The sequence below is a fragment of the Cupriavidus cauae genome (assembly GCF_008632125.1).
GTDB lineage: Bacteria > Pseudomonadota > Gammaproteobacteria > Burkholderiales > Burkholderiaceae > Cupriavidus > Cupriavidus cauae.
In genome coordinates this window covers 44,935-70,872 of sequence record NZ_VWRN01000060.1, presented here as the reverse complement: position 1 = coordinate 70,872, position 25,938 = coordinate 44,935, and the positions used below count along the sequence as shown (strand labels likewise).

Below are 25,938 nucleotides of genomic sequence, written 5' to 3'. Positions count from 1 at the left end.
CGCGCCCGCGGCCGGCGGCGGCGCCCGGCGCCCAGCCCGCCGAGCCCGCGCCGATGCTGCGCACGCCGCTGCTGTCGACCGAGAAGCTGATCATCGTCGGCGCGTCCACCGGCGGCACCGAGGCCATCAAGGAATTCCTGATGCCGCTGCCGCCCGATGCGCCGGCGGTGCTGATCGTCCAGCATATGCCGGCCGGCTTCACGCGCTCGTTCGCGCAGCGGCTCGACGGCCTGTGCCGCATCAAGGTCAAGGAGGCCGAGCATGGCGAACGCGTGCTGCCGGGCTACGCCTATATTGCGCCGGGCGACCAGCATCTGTTGCTGGCGCGCAGCGGCGCCAACTATGTTGCGCACCTGTCGCAGGACCCGCCGGTCAACCGGCATCGGCCGTCGGTCGACGTGCTGTTCGATTCGGCCGCCGTGCATGCGGGCAAGAACGCCATCGGCGTGATCCTGACCGGCATGGGCCGCGACGGCGCGCGCGGCATGCTGCGGATGCGCGAGGCCGGCGCCTACAACCTGGCGCAGGACGAGCAGAGCTGCATCGTGTTCGGCATGCCGAAGGAGGCGATCGCCGCCGGCGGCGCGCATGAGGTAGTGCCGCTGTCCGCGATGAGCCAGCGCGTGATGGCACGGCTGGCGACCTTCGGCACACGCGCGCAGCGCGTTTGACAACCACGCGGACGCGGCGCGGCTGGCCTGCGCGGCGCGTCCGGATAGACGCAATCATCCACAACCGTAATGGAGCCGTAGAGTGGACAAGAACATGAAGATCCTGGTGGTCGACGACTTCCCGACCATGCGCCGCATCATCCGCAACCTGCTCAAGGAGCTGGGTTTCGCCAACGTCGAGGAAGCCGAAGACGGCGCCGCCGGCCTGGAGAAGGTCAAGGACGGCAGCTTCCAGTTCGTGGTCTCGGACTGGAACATGCCCAACATGGACGGCCTGACCATGCTGCAGGGCATTCGCGCCGATCCCGCGATTGCGAAGACGCCGGTGCTGATGGTGACGGCCGAGGCCAAGAAGGAAAACATCATCGCGGCGGCGCAGGCCGGCGCCAATGGCTATGTGGTCAAGCCGTTCACCGCGGCGACGCTGGACGAGAAGATCACCAAGATCTTCGAGAAGATCGCCAAGGAAGGGGCCTGAGGCAGCCGCTATGTCCACCACGTCGAATATCAATATCGAGTCCGCCGAGCAGATCATCCAGCGCATCGGCAGCCTGACGCGCATGCTGCGCGACAGCATGCGCGAACTGGGCCTGGACAAGGAGATCGAGCGCGCGGCGCAGGCGATCCCCGACGCGCGCGATCGCCTGAGCTACATCGCCAACATGACCGAGAAGGCGGCCGAGCGCACGCTGAACGCGGTCGAGCTGGCGCAGCCGATCCAGGCCGACCTGGAGAAGCACGCCGAGGCGCTCGACAAGCGTTGGGAGGACTGGTTTGCACGGCCGGTCGAACTGGCCGACGCGCGCGAGCTGGTGCTCGACACGCGCGCCTTCCTGACCGAGGTGCCGACGCAGGCCCGCGCCACCGGCAGCCATCTGCTCGACATCATGATGGCGCAGGACTTCCAGGATCTGACCGGCCAGGTCATCAAGAAGATGATGGACATGATCCAGACGCTGGAGCAGGAACTGCTGCAGATGCTGATCGACAATGTCCCGGCCGAGCGCCGCGTCGAGGCCGGCCCGGCCACGCTGATGAACGGACCGCAGGTCAATCCGGAAGGCAAGCACGACGTGGTATCGGACCAGTCGCAGGTCGACGATCTGCTGGCGAGCCTGGGGTTCTGAGCGGCCTGTCGCTGGGCTATTCCGGCAGGTCCTTTCGCTTGCCGGAGACCGCTGCGCCGTCGGGCCGGTCCGGGGCAAAATGCGCGCCGACATGATCGATGAAGCGGTGCCAGCGCGGGGCATCGCCGGGAATATTGTCGGCCAGCATCGCCAGCAGACTGGCCTGATCCTGCGATGGGCATGTCTCGATGAGGTGCGGCCAGGCATCGAGGGCCGGTACCGGGGTCTTCTGTTGCTGGGCCTGGGCCGTGCGAGCGCGATCCAGTGCGGCCGCCACGGCGTCGAACGGCATTGTCGACGGCGGTGTCAGGTGCGGCTGCAACAATGTGCGCGCGCGCTTGTCCAGCCCGGGATAGAGGTGCTGCACCCGCTGCTCCAGCCTGCGGAACAGCGCGTCCCGCAGGCCGGCGGGCGCGGCCAGCACGCCCCGGATGGCCGCTTCGAAGGCCGATACGCCGCAAATCCAGCGAATCCGTTCGGCCAGGCGCAGGGGTTCGAGGATGTCGCGGTGCAGCGCAGCGTTCATGCCGCGGCAGCTCTGGCTCAGCGCAAAGGCGTCGGTCCGGCGCAGGTAGCGGGCCACATGGACCAGGATCTCCACGGGCATCGCGTCCAGCCGCCGCCGGCCGGCTTCGCCTTCCGGCTGGACAGTGGCGTCGGACGGGAGGGGAGCCGGAATGTCGGGCGTGGAACGCGGCGCGGGCAAGGGGAACAAGGTACCGAAAGGCATCGGGAAGCTCGAAGAAATGAGGAGGACGATGGGGTGGGTTGCTACCGTGCGCGGACGTCGACGCGTGCCCGTGGCCTCCGGCATGGGAGCGGCAGGTGAGCGGCAGGTGAGCGGCATTGGCATCGAACCCTCGACCAAAGCGGCGAACTTCGCGAGGGTCTTTCCGAATCGCGGCCGCATTACCGCTCTCGCTTGCGCCCTTGCCCACAAAAGAAAACCCGCACGCTGCCGTTAACTCGCTGACAGGACCGTTCCCCCGGCCTCCGCTGCGCACCCCCCCATCCCATCGCCAAAATAGCGCCGCAATCCCCCGCCTATTCGGCCTAATACCCGCCGCCGCCGACTCCGATAATCGACCCCGTCGAAGGGCGGCATGCCGCTTCGCCACGGAGCGGCCATGTCCGAAGAAAGCGATCTCGAAAAAACCGAACCCGCCTCACCCCGGCGCCTGGAAAAGGCGCGCGAGGAGGGGCAGGTGGTGCGTTCGCGCGAGCTCGGCACCTTCGTGATGCTGATGGCCGGCGTGGCCGGCCTGTGGGGGCTCGGCGGCATGCTGGGCCGCAAGCTCGATACCGTGATGCGCGCCGCGCTGTCCTTCGAGCCCGCCGTGGCCCACGATCCGGCCCGCATGCTGGCCGGCTTCGCGCAGCTGGTCTGGGAATCGCTGCTGGGCGTGCTGCCCCTGCTGCTGCTGTTTGCCGCCGCGGCGCTGCTGGCGCCGATGGTGCTGGGCGGCTGGCTGTTCTCGACCAAGTCGCTGCTGCCCGATTTCTCCCGGCTGTCTCCGTTCAAGGGGCTGGGCCGGCTGTTCTCGGCGCAGTCGCTGGTCGAGCTGACCAAGGCCGTCGCCAAGTCGCTGCTGGTGGGCGGCGTGGGTTTCTGGGTGCTGTGGCGCCATCTGCCGGATGCCGTGGCGCTGATGAACGCGCCGGTGCAGGAGGCGCTGCTGCGCCTGCTCGAACTGGTGCTGCTGTGCTGCGCGCTGGCCGCCGGTTCGCTGCTGCTGGTGGCGGGCATCGACGTGCCCTGGCAATTCTGGGACTACTTCAAGAAGCTGCGCATGACCAAGGAAGAGGTCAAGCAGGAGCACAAGGAAAGCGAGGGCAACCCGCACGTCAAGGGCCGCATCCGCCAGCTGCAACGCCAGATGGCGCGGCGCCGGATGATGGCCGAAGTGCCGAAGGCCGACGTGGTGGTCACCAACCCGACCCATTTCGCCGTGGCGCTGCGCTACGAGGAAGGCCGCATGGGCGCGCCCCGCGTGGTCGCCAAGGGCACCGAGGAGGTGGCCGCGCGCATTCGCGAGCTGGCCGCCGAGCATCGCGTGCCGATCCTGTCGGCGCCGCCGCTGGCGCGCGCGCTGCACCGCCATGTCGAACTGGGCCACGAGATCCCGTCCGGGCTGTACACCGCCGTGGCGGAAGTGCTGGCCTGGGTCTACCAACTGAAACACTGGCACCACGCCAACGGGCCGCTGCCCGAGGCCCCGACCGGCCTGCCGGTGCCCGATGAACTTGCCGTACCGGAAAGCCGCGCATGAATGCATTGAACTCGCTGTTCCGACTGACGGGCGGGCAGTCCGCCGGCCAGCTGAAGGCACTGGCCGGGCCGCTGCTGATCGTGATGATCCTCGGCATGATGGTGCTGCCGCTGCCGCCCTTCCTGCTCGATCTGCTGTTCACCTTCAATATCGCGCTGTCGATCATGGTGCTGCTGGTCGGCATGTACACGCAGCGTCCGCTAGACTTCGCCGCGTTTCCGGCCGTGCTCCTGTTCTCGACGCTGCTGCGGCTGTCGCTGAACGTCGCCTCCACGCGCGTGGTGCTGCTCGAGGGCCATACCGGCCCCGACGCGGCCGGCAAGGTCATCGAGGCATTCGGCCACTTCCTGGTGGGCGGCAATTTCGCGGTCGGCATCGTGGTCTTCGCGATCCTGGTGGTGATCAACTTCATGGTGATCACCAAGGGCGCGGGCCGTATCGCCGAGGTCGGCGCACGCTTCATGCTGGACGCGATGCCTGGCAAGCAGATGGCGATCGACGCGGACCTGAACGCGGGCCTGATCAACGAGGAAGGCGCGCGCAAGCGCCGCGCCGAGGTCGCGCAGGAATCGGACTTCTACGGCGCGATGGACGGTGCCAGCAAGTTCGTGCGCGGCGATGCGATCGCCGGCCTGCTGATCATGTTCATCAATGTCTTTGCCGGCATGGTCGTCGGCATGGTGCAGCACGACCTGGACTTCTCGACGGCGGTGCGCAACTACACGCTGCTGACCATTGGCGACGGCCTGGTCGCGCAGATTCCGGCGCTGGTGATCTCGACCGCCGCCGGTGTTATCGTCTCGCGCGTGTCGAACAACCAGGACGTCGGCGAGCAGCTGACCGGCCAGCTGTTTTCCGATCCGCGCGTGCTGTACATCACCGGCGGCATCATCGGTTTGCTCGGCATCATCCCCGGCATGCCGCACATCGCCTTCCTGCTGCTGGCGGGTGCGCTGATCTGGTTCGGCACCTATGTCGGCAAGCGCCAGCAGGCGGCCAGGCAGACCGCCAAGCGCGAAGAACGTGCGCCGGCGCTGGCCAACGAGAACACCGAGGCCACCTGGGACGACGTCACGCTGGTCGATCCGCTGGGCATGGAAGTCGGCTACCGGCTGATTCCGCTGGTCGATCGCGCGCAGAACGGCGAACTGCTGGGCCGCATCAAGAGCATCCGCAAGAAGGTGGCGCAGGAGATCGGCTTCCTGGTGCCGGTGGTCCATATCCGCGACAACCTGGAACTGAAGCCCAACGCCTACCGCATCACGCTCAAGGGCGTGGAGATCGGCTACGGCGAGGCCGTGCCCGGCCAGTGGATGGCGATCGACCCGGGCCAGGTCAGCGGCACGCTGCCCGGCACGCCGACGCGCGATCCGGCCTTCGGCCTGCCGGCGGTCTGGATCGACAGCGGCATCAAGGAACAGGCGCAGGCGCTCGGCTACACCGTGGTCGACGCCAGCACCGTGGTGGCCACGCACCTGAACCATCTGATCCATCAGCACGCGGCCGAACTGCTGGGCCGCCAGGAAGTGCAGCAGCTGCTGGACCGCATCGCCAAGGAATCGCCGAAGCTGACCGAGGACCTGGTGCCGAAGACGATCACGCTGACGGCGCTGCAGAAGGTGCTGCAGAACCTGCTGGACGAAAGCGTGCCGATCCGCGACATGCGCACCATCCTCGATGTGATCGCCGAGCATGCGCCGAAGATCAGCGACCCGAACGAGCTGACCGCGCTGGTGCGCATGGCGCTGGGCCGCGCGATCACGCAGCAGTGGTTCCCGAACGGCGCCGACCTGCAGGTGATCGGCCTGGATGCGGGCCTGGAGCGCGTGCTGTCGCAGGCTTTGAACTCCGGCGGCAGCATCGAGCCGGGCCTGGCCGATGCGCTGCTGCAGCAGGCGCAGGGGGCGGTGGCACGTCAGGAGCAGATGGGTCTCGATCCGGTCCTGCTGGTTCCGCATGCGCTGCGGCCGCTGCTGTCCCGCTTCCTGCGGCGGACCATGCCGCAATTGCGGGTGCTGTCGCATTCCGAGGTGCCGGACAACCGCAATATCCGCATCACCGCGATGATCGGCGGCGCGGGCTGAGTCCGCCCGGTTTCGCGTTTCGCGGCGGTACCGATCAAGGCGAGGGCGCGCTCACCGTAGCGTTCACTGCGGCGCTCACTGCGGCGCCCCCTTCCGTTTGCGCGAGCCCGTCGCAACGGCGACGTCCTCGGCGGGCAACGCCCACATCTCGGCGAGCCACCGATCGCGCGACGGCTGGTCCTTCAGCAGGCGCTCGATCAGCGAACTGAGCATGAACGATGACGAGGCGCGTGCATCGGCCGGCAGTGCCCGCACCGCGCTCTCCAGCAGCGGCAGCAGCGCGCGGGCGTCTGCTTCGTTGCGGCATCGCAATGCCACCGCGCGCAACACGTTGGCCACGATGCCGATGCCATGGTGCTGAAGCGGGGCAAGCTTCAAGGCCTCTTCCAGCAACCAGCGCGCACGCGGGACGCTCCACTGTTCGGCGCCCCAACGGCCCTGCATCGGTGACAGCGACAGCAGCACGGCGCCGCGATGGGCCAGCGGCAGCAGGGTCAGCATTTCCGACAGCGCGTTGAGCGCCTCGGCGAGCGTGCGAGGCATCCTCGCGCAGAGCAGCTCGCCCGGATCCGCGGCAACGTCATCCGATGCCTGCACAAAGACCCCCTGTGCCGGGTAGTCGAACAGCACGGTGGCCAGCTTGCTTGCAAGCATTCGCCGGGCGGCACGCGGCAGATCCTCCAGCTCGGCGATCTGCATGCGCCACCTGTGCGGCGTGATGTCGCGCGTGGTGGCCATCGCGGCGGACAGGCGGCCGCGCTCCTCCACAGGCAGCCGTACACCGATCCGGACCAGCGCGGCATGGCGCTGGGGCGGCAGCGGCGCCAGGCCGTGGCTGGCCAGTTCCAACAGGACCGGCAGCATGGCCCCCGGGTTCACGGCCGTCTCGGCGCAATGCGCCAGCGCATGCCAGCGGTTCTCCTGGATGTCGATGGGCAGGCAGGCGACCACGTTGGCCAGGTCGCTGTACACGGCCACGGCGTGCTCCGGCGGCACGGCCGCGGCGGCGACGAACACCTGATCCCATCGCGCGGCCATTCCCGGGTCGTCGGGCGGGGTGTAGCGCAGCACCCGCGCCAGCAACGTCACGCGCCATTCCCCGGGCAGCGCCTGGGCAGCCTGCGCGATCGCCTCGCGGATCGGTCTTTCCAGTTGGTTCGCTTCCGCCTCGTCGTCGTCGTCCAGGCCGTAGTCTTCCAGGCGGTTATGCTCGGCGAGCCGGCCGAGGATCATGGCGACGTCGGCCGGCGGCAGGTGCGAGCCCACGTAACCGATGAACGCCTGCCAGCGCGGGGCAAGCTGCGCCGGCCTGTCCGCCGGATCGGCATCGTCGCGATGCACGAATTCGGTCAGCTCGGCAAGGACGTTTCGCTGCGCGGGCAGCGGAAGGCGGCGCGTCAGCGATTCGATCTCGTCCCAAGCCTGCGCGAGCCGGGCGGCCTGATCGCGGGGCGCGTCCCAGACCAGCCGTTTGGCGAGGTTCGCCAGCACGTTGGCGTGGTCCTCCGGCAAGGGCATGCCGGCAGCAGCCGAGTTGCGCACCGCTGCCAGCACAATGGCCTGCGCGTGCGCGTATTCGGCTTCCTGCTTCGGTATGCCATTGGCCATCAGGGCCAGCATCCGGCCGCGCGCGTTCGGCGGCAAGGCGGACACGATACGGCTCCATTGACCGACCGTCGGCAACGGCGTGCCTGCCGTGCCGAACCACCGCAACAGCAGGCGTACCCGTGTCTCCGGCGGCGAGGCGAGCACCCTCTCGAGTAATTCGCCATGGGCCTCCGTGCAGCTGCGCGCCTGGGCGAGACGCTCCCGCGCCGGGTCCTCGGCCGCATAGAGCTCGTCCCACCAAGGCCTGGCGCACGCCTGCAGCTGGCGCGCCAGCAGCTCGCCCGACGGTTCCGTCAGCAGGGGGTGCAAGGCTTGCGCGCGCTGGGCAACGGCATGGAACAAGGCGGGGCGGCTTTCCGCCGGCGCCGCCAGCACGCCGCGAATCGCGCCCTGGACGCCGGTCAGGCTGTTGATCCAGCGGATCCGCTCGCCAAGGCGCAGCGGCTCGATGACGTCGCGGCGCAACGCCTCGAATATCGGCCAGCAGGCGCGGCCAAGGGCCAGCGCCGCATTCGGCCGCAGGTAGCCGGCGATGCGTACAAGGATCTCGGTGGGCAGCAACACCAGCCGCAGATCGTCGGCGCCACGCCTGTGGGCCCGCATGACGCCGGATGGCACGGTGGCAGTCGGGAGGCAGTCGCGCGGTGTCGAATCGCAGGGGCGGACGGACAAGGGGGGCGAGGTATCGAGCGGCATGGCGGGCTGGTCGCGATCGAGCGGTCGATCGGCGGGAATCGTGAAAAAGCAGCGAGTCTGTCAGGGACGAACGGTCCCCACTTCCAAAAAGATCCGCGCTGTCGACGCAACGGAGAGCCTTCCTTGCCGCCTGCCAGCCATCGTGGGCGAAATAAAACCGCATGGCTGCCGTTAACCGGTAATCAGACCGTGCTGCCGCGATTCGCCCGGCCGGCGGCACCGTCATCGTCCAAATAGCGCCGCAATCCCCCGCCTATTCGCCCTAATAGCGCCATGCCCCCGCTCGGATAATCGAGACGTCGAAGGGGCAGGCTGCCGCTTCGCCGAGCGGCGCGCGGCGACCACACGAGAGTCGCCCCACGGCCGCCGATTCGCCGGTGCACCGAAACACCGGCGCAGGGAAAGCGGGACGGCCGACCTTTCACCTCGATCCGAACCGCTTGCTTGCCGGCGGGCACATGGCCGCCGCGCAAGACGTTGTTCCGGCCCACCGTACCGGAGCCGGACCACCGGAAGATCGGAATCGTTGCCATACCGGCGTTGCCGCGGGAACCCACTGAATCAAGGGTCGTAAGACATGAGCGTAGCCAAATTTGTGGCGGCCACCGGCCGCGAAGCCTTGCGCCAGGTGCGCGAAGCCATGGGGCCGGACGCCGTGGTGCTGTCCAACCGCACCGTCGACGGCGGCGTGGAAATCGTGGCGATGCGCGATACCGATCTCGGTGCGATCTCCGACAGCGCGCCCCGGTTCCAGCCGCCGGTGCGCGAGCCGATCCAGGTCGCGGCCGCGGAAGACATCGACGGCATCCGCGGCGAACTGCAATCGATGCGCGCGCTGATCGAGCGGCAACTGTCGGGCATCGCGGTTCCCGCCGTGCCGGCCGCCGCCGCCGATCCGCTGCGCGAGTCGCTGTTCGAATGGCTGGTCGGCGCGGGCTTTTCCGCGCAACTGGCGCGCACGCTGCTGGCGCGGCTGCCGGCCGGCTACGACCGTCCGGCCGCGATGGGCTGGATCCGCCAGGAGATCGCCAGCAAGGTGCCGGTACTGGCCGACGAGGACGCGCTGTTCGGCCAGGGCGGCGTGCTGGCGCTGGTCGGGCCCACCGGGGTCGGCAAGACCACCACCACCGCCAAGCTGGCCGCGCGCTTCGTGCTCAAGCACGGCGCCGACAAGCTGGCGCTGCTGACCACCGACACCTTCCGTATCGGCGCGCACGAGCAGCTGCGCATCTATGGCGACATCCTTGGCGTGCCGGTGCATGCGGTCAAGGACGCGTCCGACCTGCGCCTCGCGCTGGGCGCGCTGTCGCAGAAGCATCTGGTCATCATCGATACCGTCGGCATGAGCCAGCGCGACCGCAACCTGTCCGAGCAGATCGCGATGCTGGCGGGCGCGCCCGCGCCGGTGCAGCGCGTGCTGCTGCTCAACGGCGCCAGCCACGGCGATACGCTCAACGAGGTGGTGCACGCCTACCGCCACGACGCCGCGCCGGGCGCCGGCATCGACGGCTGCATCATCAGCAAGCTCGACGAGGCCACCCATCTGGGTTCGGTGCTCGATGTCGTGATCCGGCATCGGCTGCCGGTGTTCTACGCCTCGACCGGCCAGCGCGTGCCCGAACATTTGGAACTGGCGCGCGGCGACGCGCTGGTCGAGCGCGCCTTCCTGATGCCGCGGCGCGGTTCGGTGTTCGCCGACGCGCAGGCCGCACGGCGTGCGCTGGCTGCCCAAGGTGCGGACGACGCCGCCGATGCGGGCCGGGGCGCGAGCAACGAAGCGCACGACGTGCTGCGCTCGATCGCCGACAGCGGCCATGCCGTGGGCGCCTGCGTCAACGCGCTGCGCGACGGCTCCTATGGCTTTGCGCTGCTGCGCGAGCTGTGGGCGAGCCGCGCCGCGCAGGCCGAGCTGCGTCCGCTGGTACGCCAGGTCCGCGATGCGATCTGCCAGGACGCAAGCCGGCATTGCGAACACTTCGTGCTGTCCGCCTCGGTGACGCTGCCCTGCGCGGTGCCGGGCCGGCGCGCGCCGCAGCCGTGGCAACACACGCTGTGGCTTGGCGATCGCGACGGCATGCCGCTGATGGCCACCGTGACGCCGCTGGCGCGCGCGCAGCAGGCCGGCGGCTGGGACGCCGAGATGGCCCACTGGCGCGCCGCGCTGGCCGCGCGCCGTACCGTCGTCCATCTGCTCGACACGATGCCGGCCGGCGCCACGCTGCAACGCTGGCAGTCGAGCGGCGAGCGCTGGCTGGCGTCCGCGCGCAAGAGCGCGCGCGTGCTGTGCGATGGCACGGCATGGAAGCTGGACGCGCTGGCCGACACGCTGACCTTCCACGCGCAGGCCGAACTGCGCTGGCGCGACCGCGACGCGGTGCAATGGATGGCGCAGACCCGGGTGCGCGTGGTCGAAGGGCAGGCGCGCGCGGCGCGCGGCGCCACCAGCAAAGGGGGCATCGATGCCGTACTGCTGGCAGTGCGTACCATCGAGCGCGACAGCGGGCAGACGCTGGCCGTCGACTATCTGCTGGCCGATCCGGCGCTGGCCGGGGCCGGCGCGCAGCTCGCCCAGTGGGCGCGCTGGGGCGATGCCGCGGCGCTGCAATGCCGCACGCTGCGCCATGCGCTGGATCATCTCGGCCGCCCGGCCGGCACCTCGCCGCAAGTGTTCGACGTCGACGCGCTGGTCGCGCTGCAGGCCGGCATGACCGCCTTGCGGCTGGCCCATGCGCCGGCCGCGGCGGCGATCGATTGCCTGGCCGGTCTGGCCGGCCGCGCCGCCGCCAGGGACGCGGCGCCGGGCGCCGCCGCGCTGCTCGAAGGCCTGGGCCGCCTGCTGGCCTTGCTCGACGTGCTGGAGAACTTCCCGGGCCGCAACGCCGCGCCAGCGTCCAATGCGGTGGCGAACGAGAAGAAGGCGGGGCTTGACGCCATCGCCGTCAACAACGCCCCCACGGACGCCGTGACTACCGCCGCCACCACTGCCGTCACTTCGGCTGCCACTTCGGCTGCCACTTCGGCCGCCACTTCGGCCGCCAGGCATGCCACCACGGAACCGATGCTGGCGACGCCGGCCTTGCCGGAATCCGCCCAGCATCTGGCGCAACGGATGACGCAGACGGGCGCGGGCGCGCAAGCCAACGCGTCGGCCAGGTTCGACCTGGCCGCGCTCGGAGACTGACCCAACATGCTCGCCGTCGATCAGGCCGAAAGCCTGCGCCGCATGCTGGCGCCGCGCGCCACCCGCCGTATCGCCGTGCTGGGTTGCGAGCCCGGCGCCGGTGCGACCACGGTCGCGCTGGGGCTGGCCCATGCGCTGGCGTTGCAGGGCGAGCGCGTGCTGCTGGTCGATGAAGACCTGGCGCACGCGCGCGCCACGCGCCTTGCCGGCGCTTCGCCGTCGGGCACGCTGGCCCAGGTGCTCGCCGGCGCCATCGCGGCCGAGGCCGCGGTGGGGCGCCGCGAAGCCGGCATGCCGGCGCTGCTGCCCGGCGATGCGTCGGCGTGGGGCGCGCTGCAGGCGCTGCAGGGCTTTCGCACCGTCGTCAGCGATGCGCGGCTCGGCGCCGATGGCGCGCTGTCGCGCTTCTCCGGCGCCGCGCACAACCTGGTGGTGGTGATGCGGCCCGAACGCGAATCGCTGACCGCGGCGTATGCCTGCATCAAGCGGCTGCATCACCGCTATGCCTGCCGGCAGTTCGAACTGGTCGTCAATGGCGCCGCCAGCGAAGCGTCGGCGATGGCGATCGCCGGCAATCTGGCGCGCACCGCGGGCCAGTACCTGGGCGTGCAGGCGCGCTGCGCCGGCGTGCTGCCGGCCGACCCGCTGGTCGCGCGCGGCACGGCGCTCTCGCGCGGCGTCGTCGATGCCTTCCCTGGCGCGCCGGCCACCGCCATGCTGCGCCGACTTGCCGCCAGCATCGCTGGCTGGCCTCTTTCACCCGATCCCGAACCGATGCCCGCTGCGGGCGCGCCGGGCGCAGCGACTGCTGCCGCCGGCGCCGCGCCGCCCGCATCGGCGATGGCCTGCTAGCACTCGCGAGAATTCCACCATGTACACGATCCAGGGAAAGCTCGAACAGACCGACACCGTCCAGACCCATGCGCCGCTGGTACGGCGCATTGCCCTGCAACTGGCGGCGAAGCTGCCGGCCAGCGTGCAACTGGACGACCTGATCCAGGCCGGCATGATCGGCCTGCTCGACGCCGCCCGCCGCTACGAAGACACCCACGGCGCGCGCTTCGAAACCTACGCCAGCCAGCGTATCCGCGGCGCGATGCTCGACGAGGTGCGCGCCAACGACTGGCAGTCCCGCAGCCTGCGCCAGTCGACGCGCCGGATCGAGCGGACCGTGCGCGCGCTGGAGCAGAAGCTCGGCCGCACGCCGCTGGACTCCGAGGTCGCCGAAGAACTGGAGATGCCGCTGGACGAATACCAGAGCATGCTCAACGAGGTCTATGGCTGCCAGCTGCTGCACTACGAGGATTTCGAGCGCTCCGGCGAGGAGGATTTCCTCGATCGCCACCTGACCGTCAGCGAGGACGGCAATCCGCTGACGCTGCTGATGGAGAGCGGCATGCGCGGCGCGCTGATCCGCGCGATCGAGCGCTTGCCCGAACGCGAGAAGCTGGTGTTGTCGCTGTGCTACGACCAGGAGCTGAACCTGCGCGAGATCGGCGCGGTGCTCGAGGTCACGGAGTCGCGCGTGTGCCAGATCCGCAGCCAGGCGATCAACCGGCTGCGCAGCCAGTTGCGCGGGCTGCTGTGATGGATCGCATGCCAGCTCGCCCGGTCCGGTGGTGCCGCGCGCTGCGGCGCCCGATCTCCCGCCCGATGGTGGCGGTTGCAACGGTGGCCGCGGCGACGGTGGCGATGATGATGGCGGCCCCCGTCGCCGCCTCGCCGCTGATCCACACCAACTTCGGCGGCGAGTCGCGCCATGCCTGGACCGCCTCGGTGGTGGCGCCCGCGCTGCATGGCCGCGGCGTGCGCGCCTTGTCGGCGCCTATCCTGCCCAGCGGCTATCTGACGCAGTCCGAAGGCGTGATCACCGCGGTGCGCTGGCGTTACCGTTTTGCGCGTGTGCCACCGCCAAATCTGCAAGCCTATCTCTGTAATGCCAATCGCTGCGTGCTGCTGCCCGGGGCCGAAGGCAAGACCGATGCCTTCCGCGGCGACGACGCCGACAAGGGCTTTGTGTTCGCGTTCCGCATACCGGGACAGGGCCCGCTGACCCCCGTGCTGCAAGGCCAGGCCAGCCAGGTCACGGTCAGTTATCGCTGATGGCGGGGGCCGCGGGGACGCGGCAAGGTGACCTCGAAGTCGCCGTCATGACGATGTGATTTGCGATGTTCTTGCCGGCCCCGAACGGGTGGCATTGAATGTGCTTGTTGCCTACCGAGAATATGGCAGCGAGACATCGAAATGAGCCCCAACCGAACCAGCGGTAATCGCATCCGCCTGCTGGAAAACGGCGACGAATATTTCCCGCGTGTGTTTGCCGTGATCGCCGCCGCGCAGACCAGCGTCCTGCTGGAAACCTTCATCCTGTTCGACGACCGCGTCGGCGTGGCGCTGCGCGAGGCCTTGATCGCCGCGGCCAGCCGCGGTGTGCATGTGGCGATCACCGTCGACGGCTACGGCTCGCCCGATCTGCCGCCGGAGTTCGTCTCCGGCATGGTCGCGGCCGGCGTGCGCTTCCATATCTTCGCGCCGCGCCGGCGGCTGCTGGGCGTGCGGACCAATCTGTTCCGCCGGCTGCATCGCAAGCTGGTCGCGATCGACGGGCGCATCGCCTTCATCGGCGGCATCAACTTCTCCGCGCAGCACCTGACCGATCACGGCCCGCAGGCCAAGCAGGACTATGCGGTCGAGGTCGAAGGGCCGGCCGCCGCCGAGGTGCATCGCTTCCTCGTGCAGACGCTGCCGCCGGGCGATGTCGACGTGCCCTCCGTACCGCCCGCGCCGCCGGCCGGCAACATGGCCGCCTGGCTTGTCACGCGCGACAACGACGCGCATCCGACCGACATCGAATGGGAGTACCTGCAGGCGATCCGCGCCGCGCGGCATCAGGTGGTGATCGCCAACGCCTACTTCCTGCCCGGCTATCGCCTGCTACATGCGATTTGCGAGGCGGCGCAGCGCGGCGTCGACGTGCGACTGATCCTGCAGGGCAATCCCGACATGCTGTGGGTCAAGCGCATGGCCGACATGCTGTACGCCCATCTGCAGGACGCCGGCGTGCGCATCTTCGAGTATTGCGAGCGGCCGTTGCACGGCAAGGTCGCCGTGATCGACCGCGACTGGTCCACCGTCGGCTCCAGCAACCTGGATCCGCTGAGCCTGTCGCTGAATCTCGAGGCCAATCTGGTGATCCGCGACGCCGGCTTCGCGCGCGAGTTGCGCGCCAACCTCGACACGCTGATGGCCAATGCCTGCCGCGAGATCCCGCCCGATCGCGAGACGCCGCGCGCGCCGCTGCAACTGGCGGCCACCACGCTGATGTTCCACTTCCTGCGCCGCTTCCCCGCGTGGGCCGGCTGGCTGCCGGCGCACACGCCGAAGCTGGTGGTGGCCACCGCCGAGCCCCCGCGCCGGCCCTGGCGATTTCCCATCCTGAAGCGGGGCGCCGAATAGATGACGGCAAGACAGGCGAGTCATCCCACGGGAGCACGGCGGCGCAGCCGCTGGGCGCAGGTGCGCCGCATACTCGGCATCGCCTTCGTGGCGCTGGTGGTGGTGCTGGTGGTCAGGAAGCTGGCCGAGGTCGAATGGGCCGAGGTCTGGGTCACGCTGCAGGAATACGACTACCGCACGCTGACGCCGGCGGTGCTGCTGGTGATGCTCAGCTATTTCTGGCATTCGGCGTTCGACCTGCTGGGCCGCTGGTATGCGCGGCATCGGCTGTCGTCGCCGCGCGTGCTGGTGATTGCCTTCGTCAGCTATGCCTTCAACCTGAACCTGGGCGCGCTGGTCGGCGGCCTCGGCATTCGCTACCGGCTCTATTCGGGGGCGGGACTGTCGGGCGCACAGATCGCCTCGGTCTATACCATCGGCGTGGTCAGCAACTGGATCGGCTATCTGGCGCTGCTCGGCGCGGTGCTGGCCGCCCGCACGGTGGTGCTGCCGGTCGAATGGGGGCTCAATGCCACGTTGCTGCAGATCGCCGGATTTGCGCTGCTGGGCGTGGTCGCCGCGTATCTGGTCGCCTGCGCCAAGGCCAGGCGGCGCCGCTGGACGGTACGCGGGCATGCCTTCCATCTGCCGCCGCTGCGCTTCGCGGTGATGCAGTGCGCGCTGTCGATCACCAACTGGCTGACCATCTCGGCCATCATCCAGACCCTGCTGCCGTCGTCGGTGCCGCTGCTGGTGGTGCTGGGCGTGGTGCTGATCGGCAGCATCGCCGGGGCGGTGGCCCATATCCCGGCGGGCCTGGGCGTGCTCGAGACCGTGTTCGTGGTGCTGCTGGGCGACCGCGTCCCGCACCACGCACTGCTGGCGGCGCTGCTGGCCTATCGGGCGATGTACTACCTGTTGCCGATGCTGCCGGCGACGGTGGGATATTTCCTGCTGGAGGCGCGCGGACGGCGCGCCAGCACGGTCGAGCCGACCGCGTGAGGGAAGGGCGGACGCTTTAGCCGCTGGCCAGGCTGACGCCGCGCGGGCCGGCTTGCGCGCGGCCGTTGCGGCCGTAGACCGTCGCCGTGTCGCCGCGCTGGCGCAGCGTCTGCAGCGCGTCCTGCGTGTATTCCAGATGCGCGGACACCACGGCCCCGCTCAGCGCATTGGCCTCGGCCGCGCCGCGCGCGGTCAGCACCAGCGTGCGCCACGCGGTGGCGACGCCTTCGTCGATATGCAGTCCCACCAGCTGCCGGCCGCCGCCCACGCGAATGCCGAGCGCGGCCATCTGCGCCTGGCGCGCGGTGCCCAGCTGGGCGATCTGCTGTGCCAGTTCCTGCTTGTGCTGCACCAGCTCGCCCAGCGACTGGAAGTCGCCGGTGCGAATCGCGTTCCGTTCCTGCTGCAGGGCATCGACAAAGGCCGCGATGGCTTGCGTTTCGTGCTGCATGCTGGCGATCAGGGCTTGGCTCATGGGCGCGAAGTCGAAGGAAGTCGGTGGGGAATCGGGGGCCGGGCGGCGCGGATATCGGGATCGAACGCAGGATCGACGCAGGATCAACGCGATATCGATGCCTGCTCAGCGGCCGTTGTCCTGCGTCAGTTCGCGCAGCGTGGCCAGCAGACCGTCGGCGATCTTGCTGGGGTCCATCTTCAGGCGGCCCTCGGCGATGGCCTGGCGGATCTCGTCCACCTTGGCCTGGTCGATATCGCCGTCGGCCTCATGGGCGAGGCGCGTGCCGATATCGCGAACCTGGGTGCCCAGCGGGCTCATGGTCAGGCCGCCCGCGGCCGGTGCGGCGCCCGCAACGGGGCTCGACGCGGTGCGTCCAGTGCTTTCAGCGGCACCTTCGCCGGTGCGCGGCAGAGTCGATTGGTGGATCTTCACGGGATGTCCTTGCTGGGTTTGCTCAGCTTAACGGCGCAGGGTCGCCAAACTTTAGGACGCGAATTGTGACACGCTGTAACGAAGTCGGGGGCTTCGGGGGCTATTGCTGCAGCACCACCGTGTCCGCGTCCCGGACCAGCCCGTTGACCACCTGGCCGCTCTTGAGCCGCACCTGCACGGTATTGCCCGCGGCGGCGTCGGCCAGGATCTTGCCCTCGCTGCGGATCTGGAAGGCCTCGCCTTCGATGGTCACCGAGACCATCTGGCCCTGCTTGACCGCGATCGCCTTCCTGACCATGTCCATCCGCAGCGGCGAGCCGGCGGCGATCCGGTTGGCCGTGACCGCGCCTTCGAGCTGGGCCGGGTCGGTGACGACCGCGCGCGGCAGGCCGGCCAGATCGCCCTGGCGCTGTTCCAGGTCGGCCGGACCGATCGGCTGGCCGGGCGCCAGCGCATGCGCGGCGACATAGTAATCGGCCACCACCGAGACGCGCGCCTGGACGTAGCGTGTCCACGGCCGCTCGCCGCCGCAGCGCACGCCGACCGAGACGCGGCCCCAGGCCGCCGCGCCGCCCGGCAGGAACGGCTGCGGCGACACGCATTCGCGCGCGCGCCCGCCCGACGGCGGCACCACCTGGATGCTGGCCTTGCCCGGCAGCCCGGCGGTCTCGCGCAGCAGGAACTGCTCGACCGCGACGCGCACCGGATCGTCGGTGAACGGCGACGGCTGCGCAGCGTGCGGCGGCGCGGACGGTGCGGACGGTGCGGACGGCACGGGCGTCGTCGTGGCGGTCGCCGCCAGCGCGGCGGTGCAATGCAGCGCCGCGCAGAGCGCCAGCAAGGCGAGGCGGGCCGGTGCCGATCGGTTCGAGCGATGGTGCGAGCGACGGAGCGAGCAGCGGGGCGAGCTGGACATGGCGTGATCCCGGCAGGCGGAGCGAAAAGGAAAACGGGGAAGCCGGGCGCAGGCACGCGCGTAGCGCGTGTGGGGCGCGTGTAGACGCGATGAGCCCGGCAACGAGACCCCATTGTAGGCAGGGGCCCGCGCGCCCTCGGCCCGAAATGCGCAGATTTCCCCGTCCTATTCGTCCGATTGCACTGGCCACCCGCCACCTAAGATGGCACCCGTAAAGAAGGCCGGGTCCATTCCCGGCCGCCCTCACGCCTTTGCCGACGCAGGGGCGCGTGGTTTCGTCACACGTTCCTCGATAGCGAGAGATAGCGAGATACGGACATGATCGACAGACTCGATGCGTCGTTCCGTTTCCAGCAGGAAGCGTTGAACTTGCGCAATCAGCGGCAATCGGTAATCGCCGCCAATATCGCCAATGCCGATACGCCGGGCTTCAAGGCCCGCGACTTCGACTTTGCCAGCCAGCTGTCCGAATCGGTCGAGCGGGGGCGGCAGGCCAACGGCGTGTCGCTGTCGACCACGTCGACGCGCCATCTGCCGGGCCAGGCCTCGGTCGCCAGCGAGTTCGAACTGGCGTACCGCATTCCGATGCAATCGAGCATCGACGGCAACACCGTCGAAATGGACACCGAACGGGTGGCCTTCGCCGACAACGCGGTCAAGTACGAGTTCGGCCTGACGGTGATGAACGCGAAGATCAAGGGCATGTTGTCCGCCATCCAGTCGTGAGGAAACCATGCCGGCAATGAATATCTTCGACGTGACGGGCTCGGCGATGGCCGCGCAGTCGCAGCGCATGAACGTCACGGCCTCGAACCTGGCCAACGCGGACAGCGCAGTGGCACCCAACGGCCAGCCGTATCGCGCCAAGCAGGTCGTGTTCGGCCTCGCGCCGACGCCGGGCCAGGCCGACATCGGCGGCGTGCAGGTGCGTGGCGTGATGGAAGATCCGTCGCCGCCCCGCATGGTGCACAACCCCACCCATCCGCTGGCCAACGCCGACGGCTATGTGGTGATGCCCAACGTCAATCCGGTGGAGGAGATGGTCAACATGATTTCGGCGTCGCGGTCCTACCAGGCCAATGTCGAGGTGTTGAACTCCGCCAAGAACATGATGCTCAAGACGCTGACCATCGGTCAGTGATTCCGCCATATCAACGGGACCAACCGGACCAACGGGACCAACGATGACCACCACGCCACCCGTCAGCAACAACAACAGCGCGTCGAATCAGCTGGCCAACAGCGCGTCCAGCGCCGCCGACCTGCAGAACAACTTCCTGAAGATGCTCGTCACGCAGATGAACAACCAGGATCCGCTCAAGCCGATGGACAACTCGCAGCTGACCTCGCAGCTCGCGCAGATCAGCACGGTCAGCAGCATGCAGACGATGAACGCGACGCTGGGCCAGCTGCTGGCCCAGGTGAGCGCCGGCCGTGCGATGGACTCGGCCGCGCTGATCGGCCGCACGGTGATGGTACCGGGCAAGGAAGTCGCGGTTTCCGGCGGCAAGCCGAGTCAGTTCGGCATCGACCTGCCGGCCACCGCCGACGCGGTCACCGTCGACGTGCTCGACAAGGACGGCAACGTGGTGCGCACCATCGACCTGAAGGGCCAGACCGCCGGCGTGCACGACGTGACCTGGGACGGCAAGAACAACGCCGGCGGCACCGTGCCGGACGGCGAATACACGTTCAAGGTCAGCGCGACCGCGGACGGCAAGAGCGTGGAGCCGGTGGCGCTTGTCTACGGCAAGGTGCAGGCCATCAGCGGCGACGCCAATGGCGTGCTGGTCGATATCGGTGGCGGTCATACCGCGCTGGTCGACGACGTCCGCAAGATTCTTTAATCGGTAATCGGTATTCAACAGAACGCCAGCGCGGCGGTGCCATCGGCGCCGGCGCGGGCAACTTCGTACGACGCGTAACAAGGGGAAATCATGGGTTTCGGTCAAGGAGTCAGCGGCATCAATGCCGCGGCACAGAATCTGGACGTGATCGGCAACAACATCGCCAACGCGAACACCGTCGGCTTCAAGCAATCGACCGCGCAGTTCGCCGACGTGTACGCCGGCTCGAAGGTCGGCCTGGGCACGCGTGTGAACTCGGTGGTGCAGTCGTTCACGCAGGGCAATATCGAGGCGAGCGGCCGCTCGCTTGACGTGGCGATCACCGGCGGCAACGGCTTCTTCCGCATGGTCGGCACCGACGGTTCGGTCTTCTTCTCGCGCAACGGCCAGTTCCTGCGCACCGACGACGGCCGCATCACCAATGCGCAAGGCCTGCAGCTGACCGGCTACCCCGCCGGCGTGCAGCCGGGCGGTGGCGTGCAGCCGCAACCGCTGGTGGTGTCGAACGCCCAGATGGCGCCGAAGGCCACCGACCGCATCACCGCGCAGTACAACCTGGATTCGCGTGCCGCGTCGCGCAATCCGAGCGTGACGGCAAACGCCGCAAATACGGGTTCCGGTTCGGTGCAGGTCGCTGTTTCCGACGCTACGGCGCTGGAGGACTTCACGTATCAAGTGTCCTTTGACGGCACAAATTACACGCTGACCCGTTCCGATGGGCAGACAGTGACGCAGCCCGGCGCGAATTTCACGATCGACGGCCTGACGTTGACCGCCGGCGCGGGAATGAACCCGGGCGACAGCTTCACCGTGGACCCGCTCACCTCCAACTTCACCACCTCGGCCGGTAATCCCCCTGCGGCGGGGACTTTCGACTACAGCAGCACGATCGAGGTGTTCGACTCGCTGGGCAATGCCAAGCAGGTCACCGCGTATTTCGTGAAAGGACCGACCGGTGCCAATGGCACGCGCTGGGATGTCTACGTAACGGACAGTACCGGCGCCCAACTGTCCGGTCCCAATGAGATGGTGTTCAACCTGAACGGCGCCCTGACCACGCCCGCTGCCGGTGCGACGATTCCCGTAACCGTTCCCGGGGTGGGCGGCGCCGCCGCGATGAACATCCAACTCGATCTGGCCGGCACCACGCAGTTCGGCGACGACAACGATCCGAAGTCGATCGTGCAGAACGGCTATACCACGGGCGCGCTGCTGGGCTTCTCGATCGAAGCCGACGGCACCATCCTGGGCAGCTACTCGAACGAGGAAACCCAGGCGCTGGGCCAGGTCGTGATGGCTTCGTTCGGCAACGTCGAAGGGCTGAAGCCCGAAGGCGACAACGTCTGGAGCGCCACCGGCGCCTCGGGCCAGCCGCTGCTCGGCTCGCCGGGCGGCAGCATGGGCCAGCTGCAATCGAACGCGGTCGAGGCTTCGAACGTCGACCTGTCCGGCCAGCTGGTCAACCTGATCATTGCCCAGCGCAACTACCAGGCCAACGCGCAGACCATCCAGGCGCAGGACCAGGTGCTGCAGACGCTGGTCAACATCTGATCGGCATGATCGGCATGATCGGCATCACCGCGCAACCACGGAAAGCCGCAGCAGTGGCCGCAAGCATTGGATAGGAATCGCAGATGGACCGCCTGATCTACACCGCCCTGTCGGGCGCCAAACAGACGCTGGACCAGCAGGCCGCGGTGGCCAACAACCTGGCCAACGTGTCGACCACGGGCTTTCGCGCGCAGGTCAACATGTTCCGCGCGGTGCCGGTGGTCGGGCAGGAGACGCCCACCCGCGCCTTCACGCTGGCCAGCACACCTGGCGCCGACATGAAGGCCGGACCGCTGACCTATACCGAGCGTCCGCTCGATATCGCGATCAAGGGCAACGGCTGGCTGGCGGTGCAGGGGCGCGACGGCGCGGAGGGTTATACCCGCGCCGGCTCGCTGCAGGTGGGCCCGGACGGCCAGCTGCTGACCTCGAACGGCCTGCAGGTGCTCGGCGACGGCGGCCCGATCGCGGTGCCGCCCGGCTCGACGGTGACCATCGGCAACGACGGCACCATCACCGCGCGCGGCCCCGGCGAGACCGCCAATGGCCTCGCGCAGGTGGGCCGGCTGCGGCTGGTCAATCCGCCGCCCGATGCGATCGCGCGCGGCGACGACGGCCTGTTCCGGCTGCGGCCGGGCGCCGCGCCGCTGGAGACCGACCAGACCGTGCGCGTGATCGCCGGCGCGCTGGAAGGCAGCAACGTCAATCCGGTCGAGGCGATGGTCGACATGATCGCCAACGCGCGCCGCTTCGAGATGCAGATCAAGATGATCCAGGGCGCCGACGCCAACGAGCAGCGCGCCAACGCGCTGCTGTCGAACCGCTGATCGCCCGCCCTGAGCGCCCACGCCAGGCGCCCACCAATGAATCGACAGGGCACGCCGCCGCGCGTGCCCGCCACCAAGGAACACCATGAACCGCTCTCTCTGGATTGCGAAGACCGGCCTCGATGCGCAGCAAACGCAGATGGACGTGATCTCGAACAACCTGGCCAACGTGTCGACCACGGGCTTCAAGCGCAGCCGCGCGGTGTTCGAGGAACTGATGTACCAGACCATCCGCCAGCCGGGCGCGCTGTCGTCCGACCAGACCACGCTGCCGTCGGGCCTGCAGCTCGGTACCGGCGTGCGTCCGGTCGCCACCGAGCGCATCCACACGCAGGGCAATCCGCAGCAGACCGGCAATGCCAAGGACGTGGCCATCATCGGCCAGGGCTTCTTCCAGGTCACGCTGCCGGACGGCACCACCGCGTACACCCGCGACGGCTCGTTCCAGGTCGATCAGAACGGCCAGCTGGTGACCGCCAGCGGCTTCGTGATCGAGCCGGCCATCGCCATCCCGGCCAACTCGACCTCGCTGACGATCGCGCGAGACGGCACCGTGTCGGTGACGCAACCGGGCAATGCGAACAACGTGCAGGTTGGCCAGCTGCAACTGGCGACCTTCATGAACCCGACCGGTCTGGAAAGCCTGGGCGAGAACCTGTACGTGCAGACCGACGCGTCCGGCGCACCGAACCCGACCGTGCCCGGCCTGAACGGCGCCGGCATTCTGCAGCAGAACTACGTCGAAGCGTCGAACGTCAACGTGGTCGAGGAGCTGGTCAGCATGATCCAGACCCAGCGCGCCTACGAAATCAACAGCAAGGCCGTACAGACGTCCGACCAGATGCTGCAACGCCTGACTCAACTGGGTTGAACATGAACGCCATGCTGTTCCGTCTGGGCCGGTCGGCCTGCCGTCTGGCCTGCATTCTCGGGCCGCTGCTGGTCACCGGCTGCGCGCTGGTGCCGCGCGAGCCGCTGGTGCAGATGCCGACCACGGCCCGGGCCGAACAGCGGCCGACGATCGCGCCGACCGGCTCGATCTATCAGAACTCCTACGCCGGCAACCCGCTGTTCGAGGATCGCCGCCCGCGCAATGTCGGCGACATCCTGACCATCGTGATCAGCGAGAACGTCAACGCGTCGAAGAACTCGGGCACCAACGCCTCGCGCACCAGCAACGCGGCGCTGGCCTTCGACGCGGTGCCCCGCGCGCTCGGCGGCCTGTTCGGCGCCAGCCAGAACGCCAACATGAGCGGCGAGAACGGGATCCGCTCCAGCGGCGGTTCCAGCGCGGCCAATACCTTCAACGGCACCATTACGGTCACCGTGATCGAGGTGCTGGCCAACGGCAACCTGGTGGTCTCCGGCGAGAAGCAGATGGCCATCAACCAGGGCGCGGAATTCATCCGCTTCTCGGGCGTGGTCAATCCCCGCACGATCACCGGCGACAACGCGGTGCCGTCGACCCAGGTGGCCGACGCGCGCATCGAATACACCGCCAAGGGCTATATCGACGAAGCGCAGAACATGGGTTGGCTGCAGCGCTTCTTCCTCAACGTTTCACCGTTCTGAATCGCGTCATGTCTTTGCGCCTGGCTGTTTGCCTCCGCGGTAGTTTCCGCTCCAGCCGTCCCGGCATCTCGACGCCGGGCTTCCTGCCGCTGCTCGCGCTGGCGCTTGCGCTCGCGCTCGGCCTGCTGCTGCCGGCAGGCGCGGCCCATGCCGAGCGCCTGAAGAACCTGGCCACCATCCAGGGCGTGCGCGACAACCCGCTGGTCGGCTACGGCCTGGTGGTCGGTCTGGACAACACCGGCGACCAGACCATGCAGACGCCGTTCACCACGCAGAGCCTGAGCAACATGCTGTCGCAGCTGGGCATCACGTTGCCGGCCGGCCGCAACATGCAGCTCAAGAACGTGGCCGCGGTGATGGTGACCGCGACGCTGCCGCCGTTCGCACAGCCGGGCAGCCAGATCGACATCGTGGTGTCGTCGATGGGCAATGCCAAGAGCCTGCGCGGCGGCACGCTGTTGATGACGCCGCTCAAGGGCGCCGACGGCCAGGTCTATGCGATCGCGCAGGGCAATCTGCTGGTTGGCGGCGCGGGCGCGTCCGCCAACGGCAGCAAGGTGCAAATCAACCAGCTGGCGGTCGGCCGCATCGCCAACGGCGCCATCGTCGAACGCGCGGTCCCGGCGTTCCAGGCGGACAACGGCGTGCTGACGCTCGAGCTCAAGAGCTCGGACTACGGCACCGCCGAGCGCGTAGTCGAGGCGATCAACCGCAATCTGGGCGGCGGCGTGGCGAGCGCGCTCGACGCGCGCGTGGTGCAGGTGCGCGTGCCGCAGGCCTCGTCGCAGCGCGTGGCGATGCTGGCGCGCATCGAGAACATCGACGTCACGCCGGCCCGTGCCGCGGCCAAGGTCATCCTGAACGCCCGCACCGGCTCGATCGTGATGAACCAGGACGTCACCGTGCAGGACTGCGCGATCGCGCACGGCAACCTGTCGGTGGTCATCAATACGCAGCCGGTGATCAGCCAGCCGGCCCCGTTCAGCGGCGGCGAAACCGTGGTGGCGCCGGTCTCCGAGATCAACCTGAAGCGCGACGGCGGCTCGCTGCAGCTGGTGCGCGCCGGCGCCTCGCTGTCGGCGGTGGTGCGCGGCCTGAACTCGCTGGGCGCGACACCGGCCGATCTGCAGACCATCCTGGAAGCGATGCGGGCGGCGGGCGCGCTGCGCGCCGAGCTCGAAATCATCTGATCGCACGGGCCATCGCATGAGCCAACCGATCCACGCTCAAGCCGATCTGTCGCAGCGCTTCGCGCTCGACACGCAGGGATTCGAAGCGCTGAAGCAGAGCGCGCGCGACGGCAGCGCCGACACGCTGAAGGCGGCCGCCAGGCAGTTCGAGGCCGTCTTCACGCAGATGGTGCTCAAGAGCATGCGCGAGGCGACGCCGCAGGACGGACTGTTCGACAACGAGCAGACCAAGCTCTATATGTCGATGCTGGACCAGCAGCTGGCCCAGCACCTGTCGTCCAAGGGCATTGGCCTGGCCGAAGTCATGGCGCGCCAGCTGGCGCGTGCCAGCGGCCAGCCGCTGCCGCCGGAGGCCACCGCCGCCAGCCGCATGGACGAGGTGGCCGGCACGCTCGGTCCTCTGCTGGACGGACGCAGCACCGCAGCCGCCGGCGACGACGAGCAGGTGCCGCGCGCCGGCACCGTGGTGCCCGGCGGCAACTGGAATCCCACCGCTGGCCTGCGCCAGTATCAGGCGCAGCAGACCGGCCAGTGGCAGGGCGGCGCGGCGATGCCCGAGGACACGCCCGCCCATATCAGCGCCTTCGTCAGCCGCATGGCCGGGCCCGCCGTGACCGCCTCGCGCGCCAGCGGCGTGCCGGCACGGCTGATCCTTGGCCAGGCCGCGCTCGAATCCGGCTGGGGCCGCCGCGAGATCACGCATGCGGACGGCAGCACGACCCACAATGTGTTCGGCATCAAGGCCGGTGCGAACTGGAAGGGTCCGGTCGCCGAGATCACCACCACCGAATACGTCGACGGCCAGCCGCAGAAGATCAAGGCGAAGTTCCGCGCCTATGGCTCGTACGAGGAAGCCTTCTCCGACTACGCGCGGCTGCTCGCGAACAATCCGCGCTATGCCGGCGTGGTATCGGCCGGCTCGGCCGAGGAAGCCGCCCACGGCCTGCAGCGCGCCGGCTATGCCACCGATCCCGAGTACGGCGCCAAGCTGGTCCGGATCATGAAGAAGGTGCCGGTCTAAGGCCGGCCGCCGGTGCCCGGCCGAAGGCCGCCACCGGTTCTCGCCGCTCTC

Annotated in this window: 25 protein-coding genes; 20 read left to right on the top strand and 5 right to left on the bottom strand. The window is 68.9% G+C overall.

The features are described from left to right. The 3 genes from F1599_RS22400 to cheZ form a co-directional block, all read left to right on the top strand. A partial coding sequence (locus tag F1599_RS22400) for a chemotaxis protein CheB (protein ID WP_317845759.1) occupies positions 1-671 on the top strand: 671 nt, incomplete at its 5' end. An 82-nt stretch (positions 672-753) separates the two neighbouring features. Then, entirely contained in the window at positions 754-1,149 is a 396-nt protein-coding gene (gene cheY, locus F1599_RS22395) for a chemotaxis response regulator CheY (protein WP_006577576.1), read from the top strand. A 10-nt stretch (positions 1,150-1,159) separates the two neighbouring features. After that, a complete protein-coding gene (gene cheZ, locus F1599_RS22390; RefSeq protein ID WP_149319450.1) occupies positions 1,160-1,798 on the top strand; it encodes a protein phosphatase CheZ in 639 nt (212 codons plus the stop codon). A gap of 16 nt (positions 1,799-1,814) precedes the next feature. On the opposite strand, the gene F1599_RS22385 is transcribed toward cheZ, so the two are convergent. Beyond that, positions 1,815-2,528 (bottom strand): F-box protein, encoded by a 714-nt coding sequence (locus F1599_RS22385; RefSeq protein ID WP_150084628.1) that lies wholly within the window; start codon positions 2,526-2,528, stop codon positions 1,815-1,817. A gap of 397 nt (positions 2,529-2,925) precedes the next feature. Here F1599_RS22385 and flhB point away from each other — a divergent pair, with 397 nt between their 5' ends. Then, positions 2,926-4,068: a flagellar biosynthesis protein FlhB gene (gene flhB / locus F1599_RS22380; protein WP_150084627.1), complete on the top strand. Its 1,143-nt coding sequence runs from the start codon at positions 2,926-2,928 to the stop codon at positions 4,066-4,068. Further along, positions 4,065-6,152 carry a flagellar biosynthesis protein FlhA gene (flhA, locus tag F1599_RS22375; protein ID WP_149319453.1) on the top strand — a complete coding sequence of 696 codons (2,088 nt, stop codon included), beginning with the start codon at positions 4,065-4,067 and terminating at the stop codon, positions 6,150-6,152. Before flhB ends, flhA begins: the two co-directional genes overlap by 4 nt. 75 nt (positions 6,153-6,227) lie before the next feature. Here the strand turns inward: flhA and F1599_RS22370 are convergent, their stop codons facing one another. Further along, positions 6,228-8,456 (bottom strand): hypothetical protein, encoded by a 2,229-nt coding sequence (locus tag F1599_RS22370; protein ID WP_150084626.1) that lies wholly within the window; start codon positions 8,454-8,456, stop codon positions 6,228-6,230. 577 nt (positions 8,457-9,033) lie between these two features. On the opposite strand from F1599_RS22370, the gene flhF reads away from it, so the two are divergent. The 6 genes from flhF (at position 9,034) to F1599_RS22340 (ending at position 16,074) form a co-directional block, all read left to right on the top strand. Then, the gene (gene flhF, locus F1599_RS22365) at positions 9,034-11,637 is read left to right on the top strand and encodes a flagellar biosynthesis protein FlhF (protein WP_150084625.1); all 2,604 of its coding nucleotides are present in this window, start codon (positions 9,034-9,036) and stop codon (positions 11,635-11,637) included. Between the two features lie 6 nt (positions 11,638-11,643). Continuing rightward, positions 11,644-12,489 carry a P-loop NTPase family protein gene (locus tag F1599_RS22360; protein ID WP_150084624.1) on the top strand — a complete coding sequence of 282 codons (846 nt, stop codon included), beginning with the start codon at positions 11,644-11,646 and terminating at the stop codon, positions 12,487-12,489. A 19-nt stretch (positions 12,490-12,508) separates the two neighbouring features. After that, positions 12,509-13,225: an RNA polymerase sigma factor FliA gene (locus tag F1599_RS22355; protein ID WP_053824398.1), complete on the top strand. Its 717-nt coding sequence runs from the start codon at positions 12,509-12,511 to the stop codon at positions 13,223-13,225. 110 nt (positions 13,226-13,335) lie between these two features. Then, complete coding sequence (locus tag F1599_RS22350) at positions 13,336-13,740, top strand: flagellar protein FlhE (RefSeq protein ID WP_370639593.1); 405 nt, start codon at positions 13,336-13,338, stop codon at positions 13,738-13,740. A gap of 141 nt (positions 13,741-13,881) precedes the next feature. Further along, positions 13,882-15,093, top strand: coding sequence for a cardiolipin synthase ClsB (clsB, locus tag F1599_RS22345; RefSeq protein ID WP_150084623.1), 1,212 nt, complete (start codon positions 13,882-13,884; stop codon positions 15,091-15,093). Beyond that, on the top strand, positions 15,094-16,074 hold the full coding sequence (locus F1599_RS22340) for a lysylphosphatidylglycerol synthase domain-containing protein (RefSeq protein WP_223819821.1): 981 nt from the start codon (positions 15,094-15,096) through the stop codon (positions 16,072-16,074). Between the two features lie 16 nt (positions 16,075-16,090). Here the strand turns inward: F1599_RS22340 and F1599_RS22335 are convergent, their stop codons facing one another. The 3 genes from F1599_RS22335 to flgA form a co-directional block, all read right to left on the bottom strand. Further along, complete coding sequence (locus F1599_RS22335; RefSeq protein ID WP_150084622.1) at positions 16,091-16,549, bottom strand: flagella synthesis protein FlgN; 459 nt, start codon at positions 16,547-16,549, stop codon at positions 16,091-16,093. A 105-nt stretch (positions 16,550-16,654) separates the two neighbouring features. After that, positions 16,655-16,963 (bottom strand): flagellar biosynthesis anti-sigma factor FlgM, encoded by a 309-nt coding sequence (gene flgM / locus F1599_RS22330; protein ID WP_149319459.1) that lies wholly within the window; start codon positions 16,961-16,963, stop codon positions 16,655-16,657. Between the two features lie 100 nt (positions 16,964-17,063). Further along, positions 17,064-17,879: a flagellar basal body P-ring formation chaperone FlgA gene (gene flgA, locus F1599_RS22325; protein ID WP_223819820.1), complete on the bottom strand. Its 816-nt coding sequence runs from the start codon at positions 17,877-17,879 to the stop codon at positions 17,064-17,066. A 318-nt stretch (positions 17,880-18,197) separates the two neighbouring features. Between flgA and flgB the strand changes: the two genes are divergently transcribed. The 9 genes from flgB to flgJ all read left to right on the top strand — a co-directional run bounded on the left by flgB (position 18,198) and on the right by flgJ (position 25,887). Next, positions 18,198-18,605: a flagellar basal body rod protein FlgB gene (flgB, locus tag F1599_RS22320; RefSeq protein WP_149319460.1), complete on the top strand. Its 408-nt coding sequence runs from the start codon at positions 18,198-18,200 to the stop codon at positions 18,603-18,605. 7 nt (positions 18,606-18,612) lie between these two features. Next, entirely contained in the window at positions 18,613-19,020 is a 408-nt protein-coding gene (gene flgC, locus F1599_RS22315; RefSeq protein ID WP_006579133.1) for a flagellar basal body rod protein FlgC, read from the top strand. A gap of 43 nt (positions 19,021-19,063) precedes the next feature. Then, positions 19,064-19,726, top strand: a complete 663-nt coding sequence (flgD, locus tag F1599_RS22310; RefSeq protein WP_149319461.1) for a flagellar hook assembly protein FlgD — start codon at positions 19,064-19,066, stop codon at positions 19,724-19,726. 90 nt (positions 19,727-19,816) lie between these two features. Continuing rightward, positions 19,817-21,277 carry a flagellar hook protein FlgE gene (locus tag F1599_RS22305; RefSeq protein WP_150084621.1) on the top strand — a complete coding sequence of 487 codons (1,461 nt, stop codon included), beginning with the start codon at positions 19,817-19,819 and terminating at the stop codon, positions 21,275-21,277. Between the two features lie 83 nt (positions 21,278-21,360). Beyond that, complete coding sequence (gene flgF / locus F1599_RS22300; RefSeq protein ID WP_006579130.1) at positions 21,361-22,104, top strand: flagellar basal-body rod protein FlgF; 744 nt, start codon at positions 21,361-21,363, stop codon at positions 22,102-22,104. 85 nt (positions 22,105-22,189) lie between these two features. Next, positions 22,190-22,975, top strand: coding sequence for a flagellar basal-body rod protein FlgG (flgG, locus tag F1599_RS22295; RefSeq protein ID WP_023264122.1), 786 nt, complete (start codon positions 22,190-22,192; stop codon positions 22,973-22,975). Positions 22,976-22,986: 11 nt separating this feature from the next. After that, entirely contained in the window at positions 22,987-23,676 is a 690-nt protein-coding gene (flgH, locus tag F1599_RS22290; RefSeq protein ID WP_149319607.1) for a flagellar basal body L-ring protein FlgH, read from the top strand. A gap of 8 nt (positions 23,677-23,684) precedes the next feature. Then, the gene (locus F1599_RS22285) at positions 23,685-24,866 is read left to right on the top strand and encodes a flagellar basal body P-ring protein FlgI (RefSeq protein ID WP_223819819.1); all 1,182 of its coding nucleotides are present in this window, start codon (positions 23,685-23,687) and stop codon (positions 24,864-24,866) included. Positions 24,867-24,882: 16 nt separating this feature from the next. Further along, a complete protein-coding gene (gene flgJ, locus F1599_RS22280; protein WP_149319463.1) occupies positions 24,883-25,887 on the top strand; it encodes a flagellar assembly peptidoglycan hydrolase FlgJ in 1,005 nt (334 codons plus the stop codon). Positions 25,888-25,938: the final 51 nt, after the last annotated feature.